Origin of the sequence: Mycobacterium sp. NPDC049093 (assembly GCF_040704635.1) — a bacterium.
Taxonomy (GTDB): domain Bacteria; phylum Actinomycetota; class Actinomycetes; order Mycobacteriales; family Mycobacteriaceae; genus Mycobacterium.
The window spans coordinates 426,024-439,962 of record NZ_JBEZJS010000006.1; the positions used below are offsets into that span (position 1 = coordinate 426,024).

Here is a 13,939-nt window from a genome sequence, read left to right on the forward strand (position 1 = left end):
GCCGCATGACGGTGGCACTGTTTGCCGCGGCCATGTTGGCCGTCGCGCCGGCCTGCGCGGCCGGTCACTCGCCCAATTCCTCGGCACCGGCGGCCACCCAGAGCGATGCCGGGTTCGCCCCAGCCGCACCCGCACCGGTACCCGAAAGCGGTGCAGGGCTGAAAGAAGCGCCGATACCCGCCGACGTCAAGCGGGACATCGTCAAAACCGCGTCGATGTCGATCACCACGGGCAACCCGGGCGCAGTGGCGGACAAAGCCGTATCTCTGGCCACCGATGCCGGCGGCCGGGTCGACAGCCGCTCCGAGGATGCCGGCTCCAGTTCCGGCCGCGCGCGCATCTCACTGTCGCTGCGCGTGCCCGCCGCCGAGCTGGAGGGCACCCTCGACGAGTTCAAGAAGCTGGGCACGGTGCAGACCGTCGAGGTCCGCTCCGACGACGTGACCTCGCAGCGCGTCGATCTCGACGCCCGCATCAAGGCGTTGCAGACTTCGGTGGACCGACTGCTCGGGATCATGCGCGACGCCAAGGACCCCGAGGCGTTGATCAAGGCCGAGGGCGCCTTGTCGCAGCGCCAGGCCGAACTGGACAGCCTGCGTGCCCAGCGCACCCAACTCGGCGACCAGATCGACTACAGCACCGTCAATCTCGACATCACCGCCGAGCAGATCGGCGGCCCGGCACCGCAATATCAGGGGTTCTGGGGGCAGGTCGAGCGTGGTTGGCACGGGCTGGTGTCGGCGGCCTCCGGGCTCGTCATGTTGTTCGGCCTGCTACTGCCCTGGCTGGCGGTCGTCGTCATCGCGGCCGCCCTCATCTTCGCCGTCATCCGGCTGACCCGGTCGCGGACCGGGCAGCGGTCAGCGCCGCGGGAGGCTGGTCGGCAGGACGGTGAGCTCCAGCGCCAAGGCAGTGCCGCAGACCAGAACGAGGATGGCGAAGGCGATCCAGTCGCGCGCCCGGGGACCTGACGGCGCGGCCGAGATCTGGCCGGCGCCACCGCGTGCGGTGATGGCATCGCCCATCTCGTCGCCGCGGCGCAGCGCCACGGTGACCGCGGCGGCCAACAGATCGACCAAATTCGCCACCCGCTGTCGACGTCGCGCCCGGAACGTCTCCGCGGGTTCGACCGGCCGCAACCGGTGCGCCGCATACAGGGTGCGGAACTCGTCGATCAGCATCGGGAAAGCCCGCAGCGCCAACGCAATCGTCACCGCCCAGTCGTGCACCGGGATGCGCAGCGCGCGCAACGGACGGCCCAGGGTGGCCACCGCCGGGGCGATGTCGGCGACATTCGTCGTCCAGGAAACGAGTGCGCCCAGTCCCAGTAGCACGATCGCCAGCGCGGTGATGCGCAGGTAGTTGAGCAACCCGCCCAGACCGATCTGCACCGAACCGATGTCGATGAACGGGGACCCGCCGGCCACTGCGGCGAGCGCCCCGCCCAACACCAGCAGGATCCACAGGAAGAACGGGATCGAGGGCAGCGCTCCGCGCGGAATGTGGGCCAGCCGCGCGGTCACCAGGACCAACACGGCGACGGCGGCGATCGGCACCCAGCCGGGATAGAACGTCAGCAGCACGCCGATTCCCGCCACGGAGAGCAGTTTGGTTCCGGCCCACAGCCGATGGATGACGGTGTCGCCGGGGACCGGACGCAACAGCACGACCGGTTTGCGTTGTCCCCGCGTCGGAGCGGTCATCGCGCACCTCCGGCAGTCGTCGGGGCAAGCGCCAGCTCGCCGTGGTGCAGGTGCAGGGTGCGCGGGCAGAGATTCTCCAGACCGGTGAAATCGTGCGAGATGACGACGACGGTGAGTCCGTTGTTGCGCCGCAGGTCCTCCAGCAACCGCAACAGGCCTCGCTGGCTGGCGGCGTCCAGTCCGGCGAGCGGCTCGTCAAGGATCAACGCGCGCGGCGACCGGGCCAGCAATCCGGCCAGTACGACACGACGCATCTGACCGCCCGAGAGTTGGTCGATGCGCCGCTGGGCCAGCGCCGCATCCAGTCCGACCATTTCCAGCGCGGCCGCGATCCGGTCGGCCTCGTGCCGGGAGAAGCCTGCGGCCGAGGCGATTTCACGGCCGACGGTGCTGCGCATCAACTGCAGGCGGGCAGCCTGGAACGAGATCGCCACCGCACCCACCTGCTGTGACACCGGCACGCCGTCGAGCAGGCACGCGCCATACGTCGGGACCGTCAGCCCGGCCATGATCCAGGCCAGGGTCGATTTGCCCGAGCCGTTCAGGCCGTGCACCAGTACTCCGTCACCCTCGTTGACGGTGAACGTGAGGTCGCGCAAAGCCGTTTTCGCCCAAGGTGTTCCGCTGGCGTACTCGTGCCCGACGCCGGTCAGTTCGAGTACCGGCGCGCCCTGGTGGTTGGCAGCCGCGTCGCTGACGGGCACCGCAGAGGTCTGCACCATGTCGGTGTTGTCGGCGGTGCCGCCGTTGCCGCTGAGTTGCACCGAGCGGTCGGCAGAATCGGCCTCGTCGTTGTAGTGCGTGATGTGCACCAGCGACATGTCGTGGTGATCGGTCAACCCGGACAACACATTCATCAACGTGTCGCGGCCCTGCTGGTCGACCATGCTGGTGACCTCGTCGGCGATCAACAGCGAGGGCTCTCGGGCCAGCGCCGCGGCCACTGCCAGGCGTTGCAGTTCGCCACCGGACAATCCCCCGGTGTCGCGTTCGGCCAGCCCGTCGAGCCCCACTTCGGACAGCAGTCGCTCGACGTCGGCGGTAGCGCCGACGGGCAATCCCCACACGACATCGTCGGCCACCCGGGTGCCCAGTACCTGGCTTTCCGGGTGCTGCATCACCACGGCGGTGCCGCCGATGCGGCCCAGTCCCACCCCACCGGCCCGCTCGATGCTGCCCGAAGTGGGTTGGCGACCGGCCAACATGAGCATGAGAGTGGTCTTTCCCGAGCCGTTCGGCCCGGTCACTGCGACATGCTCACCGGGTTGCAACTCCATGGACACCGGACCCAAGGCATCGTGATCGATCCCCGGATAGCGGAACCGTACGTCGGTCAGCCGGGCCGGAACCGGTGCGATCACGGCAGAGTCGTCCGCAGCCTCGGCGTCGAGCTTGTGCACGTCGGGCACGCCCAGCAGCCGCGCCAGAATCCGCGACAGCGCCCACCAGCCGACCATGCTGATCGAGGTGATGGTGAAGATGCCCAGCACCAGCATCAGCAGCGGCCAGTAGTCGATCATGGTGGCGACGGTGGTCCTGAGCGGTTCGGCGATCACGTCGAGCACCGGGATGCGATCCAGTACCTTGGCCAGGCCCTCGACGCTCGCGGTCAGCGAGTCGAAGACCAGATTGCGCAGCCGTGACAGCACCGACAGTGCGACGACTGCGGCCATCCCGAATACCGCCCCGGCCACGATCGAGGCTCCGAATGCCATGGCGGTGCCGCGCCCCCGGCGCTTGACCACACCGGTCAACCCGCCGATGTAGGCGCAGTCGACGACGGTCATCAGCCCGCCCATGCCCGCGATCAGGAAGGCGATCGTGCCGGCGGCGACAGTGGCCGCGAGGAGCACGCGCAGTCGGTAGCGGTAGGCCAGCAGGCCCATCGGCACGGTGCCCAGCACTGAAAGGCCGGCCGCGAACGGCACCACCACGGCGATGATCGCAGTGGCCGCACACAGCGCAGCCATCACCGCGGCCTGCGCAAGCTCGCCGGGAGTGAGGCCGCGCCGAGGCGTCGTCGCCGGTGGTATCGCGGTCATCGTTCGATTCTGCCAGCCGCGATCGCCGGCGTCGGCTGCCCGTTGTGTGAGCGAGCGCACGCCGAGCAGGTAGACTACATAGCAAATCTATGTAAATATGGTGGGTATGCCGACCCCGACCGAGGATGTCACGGTAACCGACGAAACCGAGCTTGGCGCCGACCTGCTGGCGGTCGTCGCCCGGTTGAACCGACTGGCCACCCAACGCACCCGACTGCCGCTCCCCTGGGCTCAGGCCCGGTTGCTGTCGACGATCGAGGATCAGGGCGAGGCCCGCATCTCCGACCTCGCCTACCTCGACCACTGTTCGCAGCCGACCATGACCACCCAGGTCCGCCGCCTCGAAGACGCCGGACTGGTGTCGCGCACCACCGATCCCGGTGATGCCCGCGCCGTGCTGATCAGGATCACCGAGCAGGGGCGGCAGACCCTGGAGCAAGCCCGGGCGGACCGCGCCGCGGCGATCAACCCGAGGCTCGAACGGCTCACCCCAGAGGAGCGCCGGACGCTGGCCGCCTCCGTCGGCATCATCCGCCGGTTGCTCACCGACGTCGACGAGCATCCGCTGTCGCACAAGAACTAGTTAGGAGTCAACGCCCCGATGTGGCGCCAACCCAAGGCCGTATGGGCCGTCGCTTTCGCCTCCGTCGTCGCCTTCATGGGCATCGGACTGGTCGATCCCATCCTCAAACCGATCGCCGACAACCTCAATGCCTCGGCATCGCAGGTGTCGTTGCTGTTCACCAGCTACATGGCGGTGATGGGCGTGGCGATGCTGATCACGGGTGTGGTGTCCAGCCGCATCGGCCCCAAGCGCACGCTGCTGCTCGGCCTGGTGATCATCATCGCCGGCGCCGGTCTGGCCGGGATGAGCGACACCGTGATGGAGATCGTCGGCTGGCGCGCACTGTGGGGTCTCGGTAACGCACTGTTCATCGCGACCGCGCTGGCCACCATCGTCAACTCCGCGAAAGGTTCTGTGGCGCAATCGATCATCCTCTACGAGGCGGCACTCGGCCTGGGCATCGCCATCGGCCCACTGGTGGGCGGGGTCCTCGGCTCGATCTCCTGGCGCGGCCCCTTCTTCGGTGTCTCGGCGCTGATGGCCTTCGCCCTGGTGATCACCGCGTTCCTGCTGCCGGCCACCCCGCGGGCCGAACGCGCCACCACGCTGGCCGATCCGTTCCGCGCACTGCGCCACCGCGGGCTGCTCGGTGTCGCGGTCACAGCACTGTTCTACAACTTCGGCTTCTTCACCCTGCTGGCGTTCACACCATTCCCGCTGGACATGACCGCTCATCAGATCGGGTTGATCTTCTTCGGCTGGGGTCTGGCGTTGGCATTCACCTCAGTGGTGGTCGCACCACGGCTCCAGCACCGTTTCGGCACCGTCCGGGTGCTCATCCTCAACCTCATCGCCTTCACCGCAGTGCTGGCCGCGATGGCGGTGTGGACGGATTCCAAGACCGTGCTTGCCTCAGGCGTCGTGATCGCCGGTCTGTTCATCGGCATCAACAACACACTGATCACCGAGACCGTCATGAAGGCCGCCCCGGTCGAACGCGGCGTCGCCTCAGCGGCCTACAGCTTCCTGCGCTTCGGTGGCGCTGCCGTCGCACCGTGGCTGGCCGGGGTTCTCGGCGAACAGATCAGTGTCCACCTGCCGTACTGGGTGGGCGCGGGGGCCGTGCTGGCCGGTGCCGGTGTGCTGTTCCTGACGCGTCCGCACCTTGTTCACATCGACGAGGAAGACGCGGCGGAAACCGAACTCGACGAGCTCAGCGACGAGGCGACTGCGGTCACCGTCGGCAGCGACAGCTGACACCACGGGGAAGAAATCCGCCCCAGCGTCCACCGGGCTCCCCACAATGGGTGAATGTCGCAGCAACTCGACGGCGAGGCCCGGTTGTCCTGGATTCTGGCCGGCCTCGCCGGAGTACTGGGCGCCGCGGCGTTCACCCATTCCGCGGGCTACTTCGTCACCTTCATGACGGGCAATACCGAGCGGGCGTTCCTCGGCTTGTTCCAGGGTGAGGAATGGCTGGCGATCGGTGCCGCACTGCTGTTGCTCGCCTTCGTCGCCGGAGTGGTGATCGCATCGTTGTGCCGCAGGCACCTCTGGGTCAATCATCCCCACGGCGCGACGGTGCTCACGACGCTTGCGCTGGTGGTGTCCACCGTCGTCGACCTCATCGAGCGCGGCTGGACGGCCCGCGATGTTCCGTACGTCCCAATCCTGTTCGTGGCCTTCGGTATCGGCGCCCTGAATACGTCGTTCGTGAAGGACGGCGAAGTGTCCATCCCGTTGAGTTACGTGACCGGGACGCTCGTGAAGATGGGCCAGGGCATCGAACGTCACATCAGTGGCGGCGATGTGAGCGACTGGCTCGGATACTTCCTGCTGTGGGCGGGATTCGCCGGTGGTGCGATCATCGGTGGCTTCATCAGCGTGGTGGTGAGCGGATCCCAGATGCTGCTGGTGGCCACCCTGGTCTGCGCAGTCACCGCGAGCTACACCTACTTCTTCTTCGATCGCCACGCGTTGTTGAAGTAGCGGGCAAGGAGCCGATCTCGAAGCGTCCGGCAATTCTCAGAGCGCGAACAGCAGGAACTGCGTCACCTGGGTGGGCGAGAAATTGTCGTCGCTGACCGCGATCACCGATTGTCGGCCGTCGGGCAGCTTGGGCCCCAACGTGATTCCCTCGATGTTGTCCAGCGGCTTCAGACCGGGCGTGGTGGTCAGGTCGGCCAGCAACGTTTTCGTCATCTCGGTGGACCCGTCGACCAGGCTCGCGCGGTAGATCCGCACCGCCACATGGGTGCCGAAGCCACGCTCGATCACCAGGAAGTTCCTGTCGTCGAGCGCTACCAGGTCGGACAAGCCGTTCATGCCGCCCGGCCCGGCACTGACCGGATCCAGCGGGTAGGTGTACCGCCCGTCGAGCGCACCGGAGTCCGCATCGAATCGGAACACGCGGGTCCATACGCCGTGCTGCGCGTCGGGTGGCGGGCCGTCCTCGTAGCCTGGGCCCTCCATCGCCGCCCACAGCTGGCGCCCGTCGGGCGTCAGCGTGAGGCCCTCCAACGTGCTGTTGCGGCGCGGGCCGTGCTCGCCGGCCGACATTCGCAGGTCCTCGGGCAGCGTGAACTCGCCGAGGAAGCTGCCGTCGAGTCCGGCGGACCGCACCCACGGATCCAGCAGGATCGGTGCCCCGGGCCCTTCGGTCCGCCGCTCCCCCTCGCTGGTCCAGTACAACCGCTGTCTGCCGGTGTCGAACGCAATCGCCTCGGGGTCCGGCGGGACCACGGGTGGCACCGCGTCGACGTCCAACGGGTGGAACGGTTGTCCGTCACGATCGCGCCACGGATGGGTGCCGACGAATTCGACGTCACCGATACCGTTGTCCGACACGTTGATCCGCGCGGTGTAAAAACGCGCCGAACTCTTGGCGGAGCGGTCGTCGCTGATGATGTAGTACAGGTCCGCGGCCGGGTCGTAGCTGATTCCCGACAATCCGCCGACGACGGTGCCATCGAATATCGCCGCGGAGGCAATCTGCCGTTGGCCGAGAAACTCGAAATCCGCCACGGCGCGCGCGGGTGTACATCCGGCCAGCAGCAGGAGGCCGGCCGCCAGGATTCGGGTCCGCATCAGGTGACGGCGGCGCCCACCAGGATGCCCACGCCGTAGGTGGCCGCGATGGCGACGGCACCCAACAGCAATTGCCGCCCCCCACCGAGGGCGACCGGCTTGCGGGTGAACCGCGCTGCCGCGCCACCCACGATCAACAGGCCGACCCCGCCGCAGGCCAGCCCGGCCCCCAAGGATTCGAAGCCCAGCAGATACGGGATGAGCGGGATGATGGCACCGATCGCGAACAGGACGAAGGACGATCCGCCCGCCACCCACGGCGACGGCTTCTCCGTGGGGTGCACACCCAACTCCTGCACGAGGTGAAAGTTCAGGGCCCGGCTCTCGTCGCGGTGGATCTCCTCGCCGGCTTTCACGGCTGTTTCGGGCGTCATCCCCATTTCCTGGAGCATCGCCACGAGCTCGGCCTGCTCGGCCTCCGGGTTCTTGCGGAATGATTTGCGCTCGACCTTGACCTCGGAGTCGACCTGCTCGTTCGCGGTCGTCACCGAGGTGTACTCGCCGAGCGCCATCGAGAACGCCCCGGCCAACAGGCCGGCCACGCCGCTGAGCACCACGGTCTGAGCCGAGGCGCTGGCCCCGACACCGGCGATCAACGCGGTGTTGCTGACCAGACCGTCCATCGCACCGAACGTCGCGGCGCGGAGCCAGCCGCCTGTGACATCGGCATGGCGGTGATAGCTGACATGCGGCAAGCCCGTGGGAGACAGCGACTTACCGATCGAGTCCGGCATGTTCGCCAGTCTTTCGCGGAGGGGTGATGCTTGTCCAGGAAGGCTGTCCTTCGTTCCAACCGCCACGCCCGGGCCGCCACGCACGTACGGTCGGGATATGACCTCCACTGCCGAACATCTGCGAAACGCGCTGGACGGCCGCTGGCGCGACGTCAAAAACGCCATGCGGGCCAGGTTGTCCGACGAGATCTTCCGACCGCACTACACCCCCAACACGGTGATCGCCCGGGCCAAGGTCGGCGAGCAGCTCAAGATCATGGCCGCAGCCGGGGCTGCCGAGGACGGCTTCCGCAAGGAACACGGCGGCAACGGCGACGTCGGCGCCGCCATCACCCAGATCGAGATGCTGGCCATGAGCGACCTTTCCCTGATGGTCAAGGCCGGGGTCCAGTGGGGCCTGTTCGGCGGCGCCATCGAGAACCTGGGCACCGAACGCCACCACAAGGCCTACGTCCGACCACTGATCGACCTGGACCTGCTGGGTTGTTTCGCGATGACCGAAACCGGCCACGGCAGCGACGTGCAGTCGCTGGAGACCACCGCCACCTACGATCCGGCGACACAGGAGTTCGTCATCGACTCCCCCACGCCCACCGCGCGCAAGGACTACATCGGTGGAGCCGCCGAAACCGCCCGCGTGTCAACTGTTTTCGCGCAGCTGATCACTCCGGACGGCGAGGGCCACGGCGTGCATTGTTTCGTGGTGCCGATCCGCGACGACGAGGGCAACGACCTGCCCGGCGTGACCACGTCGGACTGTCATTACAAGGGCGGGCTCCCGGGCGTCGACAACGGCCGCATCGTGTTCGACCACGTCCGGGTCCCACGGGAGAACCTGCTCAACCGCTACGCCGACGTCGCCCCCGACGGCACCTACACCTCACCGATCGAGAACCCGGGCCGGCGGTTCTTCACGATGCTGGGCACGCTGATCCGAGGCCGGGTCACCGTCGGCGGCAGCGCCGCCGCGGCAGCGCGGGTGGCACTGGACATCGCCACCCGATATGCGCTGGAACGCAGGCAGTTCGAAGCCCCCAAGAGCACCGAGGAAGTCCTCATCATGGACTACCTCGTGCACCAGCGCCGACTGTTGCCGCTGATCGCCAAGTCCTACGCGCTGCAGTTCGCGCAGAACGAACTGGTGGCCAAATGCCATGAGCTTCAGACCTCCGACGATCCCGACGCCGAGGAGCAACGCGAACTGGAGGCCCGCGCGGCCGGCCTGAAAGCCGCCAACACCTGGCACGCCAGCCGCGCCATCCAGGAAGCCCGTGAAGCCTGCGGCGGTGCAGGCTATCTCGCCGAGAACCGGCTGATCGCCCTGCGCGCCGACACCGACGTGTTCACCACCTTCGAGGGCGACAACCATGTGCTCACGCAGTTGGTCGCCAAGGAACTGCTGACCGCCTACGCCGACGACATCAAGGGCATGAGCCCGGTCGAATGGGTCCGGTTCGCAGCCAACTACGCCGGCGAGCGGGTACTCAAACGCACGGCCGCCGAGACCATCATCCAGACCGTCCTCGACACCCGCCAGGACAACGAGGAGGAAGGCAGCCTGTTCAACCGCGGTACCCAGGTCAAGATGTTCGAGGACCGCGAGGAGTACATGCTGGCCTCGGTGGCGCGCAGGCTGCAGGGCAAGGCCAAGGAGATGTCGGCGTTCGACGCCTTCAACGCCGTGCAGGATCACGTACTGCACGCCGCGCAGGCGCACATCGACCGGGTCATCCTGGAGGCGTTCGTCGCAGGTATCGACGCCTGCGAGGACGACACCGCGCGCGAGCTTCTCCAAGATGTCTGCGACCTGTACGCGCTGTCGGTGATCGAGGGCGACAAGGCCTGGTTCATCGAGCACCGGTTCCTGTCCACCGAACGCGCCAAGGCCGTCACCCGGGGAATCAACGAACGCTGCCGCTCACTGCGCCCGCACATCGAGATCCTCGTCGACGGGTTCGGCATCCCGGAGCAACTGCGTTACGCGGCGATGCTCGACCCCGCCGAGCTGATCAACGGCTGAGGCGCCTCAGGGCTTCGGAATCGGGTCGACGGCAACCAGTTTGCCGTCGTCCCCGATCCGGAACCGCACGGTGGCGATGCCGGTCGGCGCGGTGGGCGAATCATGGCCCTGCTGCCACTGGTAGTTCACCACCACCGTGTCATCGGCATTGGTGACCACGTTGATGTAGGGCCGGGGTTCCGGGGTGGCCGTGCCGAGCGGGGTCTGCCGGTCGAAGAACAGCAGTTGCCCGGTGCTGTTGGGCTCGGGGTTGGTCTGACCCACCTGGACCCAGTACAGCCGGCAATTGCTCGTGTGGCCGGAGCCGATCTGCGTCCACTGCCTGCCCGCTTCAGGGGCCGGAAGTTTGGCGATCTGATCAGTGACCGCGTCGGCGCTCGGGCCGTCGGTCGGTGCGCAGGTATCGGGCTTCGGAGGCGGCGCGGATGACGGTTTCCAGCCGCAACCAACCGCGAGGAGACCGATGAAGGCGACGATGGCGATCAGCCGTGGGTACACACCCCGAGGGTAGCGAATCAACCCGGCTGAGCGAGTGGGCTGACGACGGCGCGTCGATAGGTGACACTGTTTGCGATCCGACCGGCGATCCGACGGCGGACCACCGCTCACGACCATTACCCAAGGAGACACAGATGGCTTGGTTCCTCGCCATGGAAGGCCCTGCCAACAAGGCCGTCCTCTACCAACTGCAGGAATCAGTCAACGTCCAACAACTCGCCGAGGAGATGTCCAGCGCAGCCACCCTCGATCGTGCGGTCCCCGTTCCGGCCGTGTTGGCCAACAACCGGCAACAGGTGACGGTGTACGTGCGGCCGGCGGCTTGGGGCGTGTGGACGTTCTACCAACTGTCCGAAGAGGAGCGGAAAGCTCTCGCGTCGGCGTCCAATCCGCTGGTGGAGGCGCTTACCCAGGCGGCCCGTCAGGCCCAGGCCCGGCCCCAGTCCTAGGACTGGGGTTTGGAGAACTTGCTCCCCCGATTGGACTCGAACCAATAACCGCCCGATTAACAGTCGGGAGCTCTGCCAATTGAGCTACAGGGGACTACCTTCCGCGGAAGCTCCGCGGCCGAGCGTTGACTCTAGCGTACGGACCGCCGCTGCCGCCAACTCGCTCCCAGACGGGCGCGCCGCGGCGGCGGTGAGGCAGGATGGAGCACAGATGTTGGTTCTCTGGGGGCACGCCGCATTGGGAGGTCCGTCGCTTTGGGAGGTATTCAGTGATCCGCTATGCCGCCGTGATCGCCGTCGGCTACGTGCTGGGCGCCAAGGCCGGGCGACGTCGCTATGAGCAGATCGCCAGCACCTACCGCGCGGTGACGGCCAATCCGGCCACCAAGGCGGTGATCGACGCCGGACGACGCAAGATCGCCAAGCAGGTGTCTCCGGATCCGCAGTTCCTCACCCTGACCCCTATAGACGCAGAAACGTCGGTGCTCGCCACGAAGGAGAGCACCGACGGTTCGGCAAGAAAAGTAGCTGGTAGGGGCTAGCCGATCCCCTGATTGATCGACGTTCCGGGCAGCAGCGGCCCAGTGACGAATCCGCCATTGCCGCCTGCGCCGACCCACGGCGTGCCGATGTTGGCGGGCATGCCATTGGAGTACGACAGGCACTTGCCGTCCTCTTTGTTGCCGAACCAGGCCAGGCAGGCCGGCTGGGCCGTGACCTCGGAACCGGATGTGGATGTCGCGACGAACGCCGGGGCCGCCGCTGCGGCCCCCGTGGCCAGCGCAAATGCGCCAACTGCGACCAACCGTCGCGTCCGCGTGCTGAACAGTGTCACCAGGTCTGCCTCTCTCGCCTGAAGATGCCCGACTGCGCCTTACCCTATCGCGATGTGTCTGATCACGCAGTCAGGTCGTCGCCACTGGCCTGCTCGAGCAGGCTGCGCCGGTAGGACTCCATGGCCACCAGGTCACCGAACAGGGCGTGATATTCGTCTCCCTGCTCCACCGGCGACATGCGCTGCAGTTTGGACTTCACCTCGGCGATCTGGCGGCCCACCCAGACTTCCTGCAGGCGGGCCAGCACGCTGCTGATGTAGCGCGGCAGGTGCTCGTCGTCCTCGACGTTGATGGCCTCGACGCCCAGTTCGTTGACCAGGCTGGCTGCCGCCGGAGATGTGGTCTGCTCACGCGCGGCCTCGATCCACTGGGCCCCAGATTTGCCCGACGCCATGCCGCCGGCCGACTCGATCGCCGAACGCACCGCGGCGTACCCCGGATGGGTGAAGCTCTCGACGGTCAGCGAGTCGAACACCGGCCCGGCGATCGCGGGATACTGCAGGGCAGCCTTGAGGGCCTCGCGCTGCGGCCACAGCGTCGGATCGGCCGGATTGGGGCGCGACACGGGAGCCGCCGCAGGTTTGGCCTGTTGCCGCGCCGGCTGGCGCCGCGAATCCTTGCGGCCACCGCTGGCGTCCTCCCGCACCCGGCCGATCACCTGGGCGACGTTGTCCCAGCCGACCCAGCCGGCCAGCTGCCTGGCGTACTCGTCGCGCAGTGTCTGATCCTTGATCCGGGCTGCGATCGGCACGCAGCGCCGCAGCGCGGCCACCCGGCCCTCGGCACTGTCGAGGTCATGCTCGGCCAGTGCGCTGCGAATCACGAACTCGAACAACGGAGTTCGCCGTGCCACCAGATCGCGCACCGCGCCGTCGCCGGAGCGCAGCCGAAGATCGCACGGATCCATCCCGTCGGGAGCCACCGCCACGAACGACTGACCGGACAGGTTCTGCTCGCCCTCGAAGGCTTTCACCGCGGCGGCCTGGCCCGCGGCGTCACCGTCGAACACGTAGATCAACTCGCCGCGGAAGAAGTTGTCGTCCATCATCAGCCGGCGCAGCATCGACAGGTGCTGCTCACCGAACGCGGTGCCGCATGAGGCCACCGCGGTGGTCACCCCAGCCTGGTGCATGGCCATCACATCGGTGTAGCCCTCGACCACCACGGCCTGGTGCCCCTTGGCGATGTCGCGCTTGGCGCGGTCCAGTCCGAACAGCACCTGCGACTTCTTGTAGAGCACCGTCTCGGGGGTGTTGACGTACTTGGCCTGGTTCTGATCGTCGTCGAACAACCGACGCGCGCCGAAGCCGATGGTCTCGCCCGAGGACACCCGGATCGGCCACAGCAGCCGTCGATGGAACCGGTCCATCGGCCCACGCTTGCCCTCCCGGCTCAGCCCGGCCGCCTCCAACTCCTTGAACTCGAAACCCGAACGCAGCAAATGCTTTGTCAGCTTGTCCCACCCCGACGGCGCGAACCCGCACCCGAACTGGGCGGCCGCGGCGGCGTCGAAGTTGCGCTCGGTCAGGTATTTCCGCGCCTCGGCGGCCTCATCCGAGGCCAGTGCCTCGGCGTAGAACTCCTGGGCGGCGGCATTGGCGGCCAGCAACCGGCTGCGGCTGCCCCGGTCCCGCTGGACATTGGTCGTCGACGAGCCGGTGTAGGTGACGGTGTAGCCGACCTTGTCGGCCAACAACTCGACCGCCTCGACGAACGTGACGTGCTCGATCTTCTGGATGAAGGCGTAGATGTCGCCGCCCTCGCCGCAACCGAAGCAATGGAAGTGACCGTGGTTCGGCCGCACGTGGAACGACGGCGACTTCTCGTCGTGGAACGGGCACAGACCCTTCATCGAGTCGGCCCCGGCCCGCCTCAACTGGACGTAATCACCGACGACATCCTCGATGCGGACCTTTTCACGGATGGCCGCGATATCGCGATCTGAAATCCGGCCGGCCACCGGCCTAGTCTATGCGTGCCCGGAGGCGGCGTTGACCGGGTTCGC

At 67.3% G+C, this 13,939-nt stretch carries 14 protein-coding genes and 1 tRNA gene; 7 read left to right on the forward strand and 8 right to left on the reverse strand.

From position 1 onward, the window contains the following. The first annotated feature begins 5 nt into the window (after nucleotides 1-5). Nucleotides 6-971 (forward strand): DUF4349 domain-containing protein, encoded by a 966-nt coding sequence (locus tag AB0876_RS25275; RefSeq protein WP_491841406.1) that lies wholly within the window; start codon nucleotides 6-8, stop codon nucleotides 969-971. Here the strand turns inward: AB0876_RS25275 and AB0876_RS25280 are convergent. Next, nucleotides 861-1,703, reverse strand: coding sequence for an energy-coupling factor transporter transmembrane component T family protein (locus AB0876_RS25280; RefSeq protein WP_491841361.1), 843 nt, complete (start codon nucleotides 1,701-1,703; stop codon nucleotides 861-863). The two genes, AB0876_RS25275 and AB0876_RS25280, sit on opposite strands and share 111 nt — an antisense overlap. Continuing rightward, entirely contained in the window at nucleotides 1,700-3,745 is a 2,046-nt protein-coding gene (locus AB0876_RS25285; RefSeq protein WP_526043235.1) for an ABC transporter ATP-binding protein, read from the reverse strand. The genes AB0876_RS25280 and AB0876_RS25285 overlap by 4 nt, the downstream gene beginning before the upstream one ends. Nucleotides 3,746-3,842: 97 nt before the next feature. Here AB0876_RS25285 and AB0876_RS25290 point away from each other — a divergent pair, with 97 nt between their 5' ends. The 3 genes from AB0876_RS25290 to AB0876_RS25300 are packed head-to-tail and all read left to right on the forward strand — an operon-like array spanning nucleotide 3,843 to nucleotide 6,299. After that, nucleotides 3,843-4,328: a MarR family winged helix-turn-helix transcriptional regulator gene (locus AB0876_RS25290; protein WP_526043236.1), complete on the forward strand. Its 486-nt coding sequence runs from the start codon at nucleotides 3,843-3,845 to the stop codon at nucleotides 4,326-4,328. Nucleotides 4,329-4,346: 18 nt separating this feature from the next. Further along, nucleotides 4,347-5,567, forward strand: a complete 1,221-nt coding sequence (locus AB0876_RS25295; RefSeq protein WP_526043237.1) for an MFS transporter — start codon at nucleotides 4,347-4,349, stop codon at nucleotides 5,565-5,567. A gap of 54 nt (nucleotides 5,568-5,621) precedes the next feature. Next, a complete protein-coding gene (locus AB0876_RS25300; RefSeq protein WP_526043238.1) occupies nucleotides 5,622-6,299 on the forward strand; it encodes a YoaK family protein in 678 nt (225 codons plus the stop codon). 36 nt (nucleotides 6,300-6,335) lie between these two features. Here the strand turns inward: AB0876_RS25300 and AB0876_RS25305 are convergent, their stop codons facing one another. Further along, nucleotides 6,336-7,397 (reverse strand): esterase-like activity of phytase family protein, encoded by a 1,062-nt coding sequence (locus AB0876_RS25305; RefSeq protein WP_526043239.1) that lies wholly within the window; start codon nucleotides 7,395-7,397, stop codon nucleotides 6,336-6,338. Next, the gene (locus AB0876_RS25310) at nucleotides 7,397-8,131 is read right to left on the reverse strand and encodes a VIT1/CCC1 transporter family protein (RefSeq protein ID WP_526043240.1); all 735 of its coding nucleotides are present in this window, start codon (nucleotides 8,129-8,131) and stop codon (nucleotides 7,397-7,399) included. The genes AB0876_RS25305 and AB0876_RS25310 overlap by 1 nt, the downstream gene beginning before the upstream one ends. A 97-nt stretch (nucleotides 8,132-8,228) precedes the next feature. Here AB0876_RS25310 and AB0876_RS25315 point away from each other — a divergent pair, with 97 nt between their 5' ends. Then, nucleotides 8,229-10,151 (forward strand): acyl-CoA dehydrogenase family protein, encoded by a 1,923-nt coding sequence (locus AB0876_RS25315; RefSeq protein WP_526043241.1) that lies wholly within the window; start codon nucleotides 8,229-8,231, stop codon nucleotides 10,149-10,151. A gap of 6 nt (nucleotides 10,152-10,157) precedes the next feature. On the opposite strand, the gene AB0876_RS25320 is transcribed toward AB0876_RS25315, so the two are convergent. Then, a complete protein-coding gene (locus tag AB0876_RS25320; RefSeq protein WP_491841353.1) occupies nucleotides 10,158-10,649 on the reverse strand; it encodes an LppP/LprE family lipoprotein in 492 nt (163 codons plus the stop codon). 134 nt (nucleotides 10,650-10,783) lie between these two features. Between AB0876_RS25320 and AB0876_RS25325 the strand changes: the two genes are divergently transcribed. After that, a complete protein-coding gene (locus AB0876_RS25325) occupies nucleotides 10,784-11,098 on the forward strand; it encodes a hypothetical protein (RefSeq protein WP_039323062.1) in 315 nt (104 codons plus the stop codon). A 21-nt stretch (nucleotides 11,099-11,119) separates the two neighbouring features. On the opposite strand, the gene AB0876_RS25330 is transcribed toward AB0876_RS25325, so the two are convergent. Then, a tRNA-Asn gene (locus AB0876_RS25330) sits at nucleotides 11,120-11,192 on the reverse strand. 175 nt (nucleotides 11,193-11,367) lie between these two features. Here AB0876_RS25330 and AB0876_RS25335 point away from each other — a divergent pair. Further along, a complete protein-coding gene (locus AB0876_RS25335; protein WP_064877924.1) occupies nucleotides 11,368-11,640 on the forward strand; it encodes a hypothetical protein in 273 nt (90 codons plus the stop codon). Here AB0876_RS25335 and AB0876_RS25340 read toward each other — a convergent pair. Both AB0876_RS25340 and dnaG read right to left on the reverse strand, forming a co-directional pair. Further along, a complete protein-coding gene (locus AB0876_RS25340) occupies nucleotides 11,637-11,933 on the reverse strand; it encodes a DUF7155 family protein (RefSeq protein ID WP_088304415.1) in 297 nt (98 codons plus the stop codon). The two genes, AB0876_RS25335 and AB0876_RS25340, sit on opposite strands and share 4 nt — an antisense overlap. 62 nt (nucleotides 11,934-11,995) lie before the next feature. Next, nucleotides 11,996-13,894, reverse strand: coding sequence for a DNA primase (gene dnaG / locus AB0876_RS25345; RefSeq protein WP_526043242.1), 1,899 nt, complete (start codon nucleotides 13,892-13,894; stop codon nucleotides 11,996-11,998). Nucleotides 13,895-13,939: the final 45 nt, after the last annotated feature.

Bases quoted from the DNA above. Each gene is read 5' to 3' on its own strand.
- AB0876_RS25280 (WP_491841361.1), bottom strand. From the start codon at position 1,703: ATGACCGCTCCGACGCGGGGACAACGCAAACCGGTCGTGCTGTTGCGT.
- AB0876_RS25275 (WP_491841406.1), top strand. From the start codon at position 6: ATGACGGTGGCACTGTTTGCCGCGGCCATGTTGGCCGTCGCGCCGGCC.
- AB0876_RS25290 (WP_526043236.1), top strand. From the start codon at position 3,843: ATGGTGGGTATGCCGACCCCGACCGAGGATGTCACGGTAACCGACGAA.
- AB0876_RS25300 (WP_526043238.1), top strand. From the start codon at position 5,622: ATGTCGCAGCAACTCGACGGCGAGGCCCGGTTGTCCTGGATTCTGGCC.
- AB0876_RS25295 (WP_526043237.1), top strand. From the start codon at position 4,347: ATGTGGCGCCAACCCAAGGCCGTATGGGCCGTCGCTTTCGCCTCCGTC.
- AB0876_RS25325 (WP_039323062.1), top strand. From the start codon at position 10,784: ATGGCTTGGTTCCTCGCCATGGAAGGCCCTGCCAACAAGGCCGTCCTC.
- AB0876_RS25285 (WP_526043235.1), bottom strand. From the start codon at position 3,745: ATGACCGCGATACCACCGGCGACGACGCCTCGGCGCGGCCTCACTCCC.
- AB0876_RS25305 (WP_526043239.1), bottom strand. From the start codon at position 7,397: ATGCGGACCCGAATCCTGGCGGCCGGCCTCCTGCTGCTGGCCGGATGT.
- AB0876_RS25315 (WP_526043241.1), top strand. From the start codon at position 8,229: ATGACCTCCACTGCCGAACATCTGCGAAACGCGCTGGACGGCCGCTGG.
- AB0876_RS25310 (WP_526043240.1), bottom strand. From the start codon at position 8,131: ATGCCGGACTCGATCGGTAAGTCGCTGTCTCCCACGGGCTTGCCGCAT.